We start from the raw sequence: 2,682 nt of genomic DNA on the forward strand, positions 1-2,682 counted from the left end.
GGCCCGGCGGATCGTCACCCTCGGCTCACCCCTGCACGGCACCCGGATCGCCGGCGCCGGCTCCGCACTGGCCCCCGGCTCCTGCCCGGCGGCGTGCCGCCAGCTCGCCCCGGGCAGTGCACTGCTCGACGACCTCGACGAGGAGCCGGTGCCCGACGGCCTGCCGTGGCTGTCGCTCTGGACGACCAACGACGAGACCGTGCAACCACCCGACTCGGCCCGCCTGGACGGCGCCACCAACCTGGCGGTGCAGACGCTGTGCCCGGACGCCCGCATCTCGCACAGCGCGCTGCCCACCGACCCGATCATCACCGCCCTGGTGCTGACCGCCCTCGGCACGACACCCTGGTCGGCGCCCGCAACCTGTCCCGCTTAGCCGACGGTTCTAGGCGGGGTCGTTGGTGGAGTCGATCTCCTCACGCAGGCGGCGCTGCTCGGCCTTGCTCAGCGATCCGCCGTCGGTGATGCGCAGCGCCCACGGCAGCGGGCAGGGACCGTCATGCTCGTGGTCGGGGCACAGCGTCTCGACGATGCGGTCGGCCAGCGCTTCCACCTCGCCGGCGGTGGCGACCACCGGAATCGTGATGCGCCACAGCTGCGTCCCGGACTCGGTCACTTTGCGAACTTCCTCGGGGGTGTGAGGCGGCCGGCGCCGGGAGATCCGGCGCCGGCCTCGACGGTTCGGGTCAGTTTAGCTGTACGCGATCATCACGGGCCGCACCCGCAGAAGCTGCCGTACGTTCCGCGCCAGACCTCGCTGTAGAACAGGAAGCCGCCGCTCCAGCGGTTCATCCGGCGCATCCAGTCCGGAGGGTTCCGCTGGTGGATCACGCGCGCCGTGAAGTTCGGGTCGAGCCACTGCTTGAAACGGTTCTTGGTGCATTGCCACGCCTGGCAGTGCTTCGTGCGGCACCCGCGTGGCGCCTGGCTCGACGCGTCCTTCTTGGCCGCCTTGGACGCTTCGCTCTCGGTCTTGCCCTCACCCGCGCCCCAGACCGGTCCGGTGCACTTGGGATCGCTGCCGACCAGATAGCACTTGGCCTTGCACTTCCACTTCTGACCGTCCAGGTCGGCCTGGTTGACCGGGTCGGCGGGGTAGCCGTACAGGTTGTCCCCGCCGCCGTAGACCGGGTCGAGCGACAGGAACCGGCCGACCGCCGGGTCGTAGAGCCGCACGCCCATGACGACCAGTCCGGAAACGGTGTCGGCGGCCCGCTGCTTGGCGCCCAGCCAGCCGTACCGCACCGGGGCCTGGCCGGGCCGCCGCTCGCCGTTCTCGGTGAAGTCGAGCGCGACCGGCGCGACGGCGGTGTCCAGGGGAAGCTGGAGCGCGACGTCACCGTGCACGCCGGACAGCTGGAGCACGGTCTGCCCGGACTTGCCGGTGGTGGCGGTCAGGTCGCCACCGGCCGACGTGACGTTCCGGGTGACCGTCCCGGAGGTGTCCTCGACCACCCAGCGCGGGCTGTCGCTGTCGCTGCAGTAGTGGTTGACCCGGGTGGCCGTGGTCGTCCACGTGCTGCCGCTGCCGGTCGCGGAGACGGTGGTCCGCACCCGGTGCGCCGGGTCCAGGGTCCAGGTCTGCCGGTTGGTGCCGGCGGTCTGCTGCTGCGGCAGGTCGTTGACGAAGTACGCGACCGTGCCGTTGCCGCCGGCCGTGGTCGCCCGGCCGAGGGCGTCGTACCCGTAGCCGGAGCCGGACAGCCGGTCCGCGCTGTCGTACGTGTAGCCGGTCGTGGTGCCACCGGCCGGGCAGTCCGCGCCGGGCGCACCGGTCGCCGAGGTCACCGACTTGCGGTTGCTGCGCGCGTCGAACGTGTAGCCGCGGCTCACACACACCGTCTCGGAGGTGTCCTGCACGCCGCTGAGCCGGCCCGCCGCGTCGTACCGGTAATCCTGGGTCGACCATCCGGCGTGACTGGCCGCCTGGTCGTGGACCGTCCGGGTCACCGCGTCGGTGTAGACCGCGGCGCCATCGCTGTCCCGGGTGTAGCTGCGCTCCACGGCCGAGCCGGTCGCGTCGTCGCGGACCCGCACCGTGTAGCCGCCGGGCAGCTTCTCCTGCGTCACCTGGCCGTCGGCGTCATAGGTCGCCTGGAAGGCTCCGGCCACCGAGTCGGTGATCCGGGTCGCGAGGCCGCGCGGCTCGGCGGTCTCGTCATAGGTGTAGGTCACCGTCGACGGGACGGTGTCGGACACCTTGGTGGGCCGGTTCAGCCGGTCGTACTCGGTGGTGGTGCGACCGCCGTCGGCGTTGGTGTACGAGGACACCCGGCCGAGAGCGTCGTACCCCTTGGTGATCGTGCCGGCGTTGGATGTCACGCTGCGGACAGCGCGGCCGGTCGCCGGGTCGTACTCGGTGGTGACGGCGGGCACCGCGGCGCCCGTGCCACCGGTGACGGCGACCGTGGTGACCCGGCCGGCCGGATCGTACGACGTGGTGGTGACCCGGCTGACCCCGTTGGCGGTGTCGGTCACCTTGGCCGGGTTGCCCCACCAGTCGTACTCGGTGGTGCTGGCCGGGATGGCCGCGGGGTTGCTGCCGCCGCCGGTGACCGCGCCCGCCGGCCCGGTGGTGCAGATCTGGTCGGCCCACTCCGGCCGCCCCTGGCAGGCGCCACTGCCGCTGCCGGACCAGTACGTCGTGATCTGCGTGGCCGAGTCGGTGCCGCTGGAGCCCGG

2 protein-coding genes and 1 pseudogene are annotated in these 2,682 nt (G+C 72.3%); 1 reads left to right on the forward strand and 2 read right to left on the reverse strand.

All coding sequences use genetic code 11. The annotated features are described in order from the left end of the window. A pseudogene (locus AB0C29_RS42525) lies at positions 1-376 on the forward strand (lipase); the annotation flags it as partial. Between the two features lie 9 nt (positions 377-385). Here the strand turns inward: AB0C29_RS42525 and AB0C29_RS42530 are convergent. Continuing rightward, positions 386-616 (reverse strand): hypothetical protein, encoded by a 231-nt coding sequence (locus AB0C29_RS42530; RefSeq protein ID WP_360833213.1) that lies wholly within the window; start codon positions 614-616, stop codon positions 386-388. Positions 617-708: 92 nt separating this feature from the next. Next, the coding region (locus tag AB0C29_RS42535) for an RHS repeat-associated core domain-containing protein (protein ID WP_360833215.1) at positions 709-2,682 on the reverse strand (1,974 nt) is incomplete at its 5' end.

The sequence above is a fragment of the Actinoplanes sp. NPDC048791 genome (genome assembly GCF_040650095.1).
Classification (GTDB): Bacteria; Actinomycetota; Actinomycetes; order Mycobacteriales; family Micromonosporaceae; genus Actinoplanes.